The 593-nt window shown below is 51.1% G+C and carries 1 protein-coding gene; it reads right to left on the minus strand.

Annotation, left to right across the window (positions count from 1 at the left end):
* Positions 1-399: 399 nt before the first annotated feature.
* Positions 400-593, minus strand: a 194-nt coding sequence (locus tag Q2M23_RS43810) for a hypothetical protein (RefSeq protein ID WP_316399560.1), incomplete at its 5' end; no start/stop codon positions are given.

The raw sequence follows: 593 nt of genomic DNA on the forward strand, positions 1-593 counted from the left end.
TTTTAGTGGACGAGTGACAGCTAGGACTAGAACTTGAAGGCTAGGAGTTGATGCGGATTGCTAAGAAATTCGCGTCACCAGTGCTCAGGAAAGAAAGGCGCCGCGGCTCATGTAAAGTTACGGTAGCAGTAGCAGACGAGCACCATTTCTAAATTCGTGGGTGTGAAGCTCCGTCGTTTCTCGCTGAGCACCAGCTTGTAAGCAGAGAAGCTGCGCTCAACGTCGACGGAAGTTATTGGAGCAAATTTGAACTTCGGAATGTCGGAAGGCAGGATGCCTTCTGGCGTCTAAATCCAGACCCGGCTAATACAGCAGCTACTGGCTCCAGAGTTTTGAATCTGGAGTTCTTCTCTAAAGCATACTGCAGTTTCCTCACTACAGTGTCAGCTACTGGACCCTTCAGAGCATCTCCGGTTCACCCTCGGACATTGCATTGCAATGAACATCAGAAACTGTCGCAACAGTGTTGCACAAAGTTTGACTAGAAGTCTCCAGCTGCTTGATGCTGTCAGCGAGGAACACCTGGTTCGCCGAAATGTAGGCCAGTTCTGTAGGCACCGCCTGCAGGACTGTGAGTGCATGAGCCGCGGGCG

Origin of the sequence: Bradyrhizobium sp. 33ap4, assembly GCF_032654765.1 — a bacterium.
Taxonomy (GTDB): domain Bacteria; phylum Pseudomonadota; class Alphaproteobacteria; order Rhizobiales; family Xanthobacteraceae; genus Bradyrhizobium; species Bradyrhizobium australafricanum.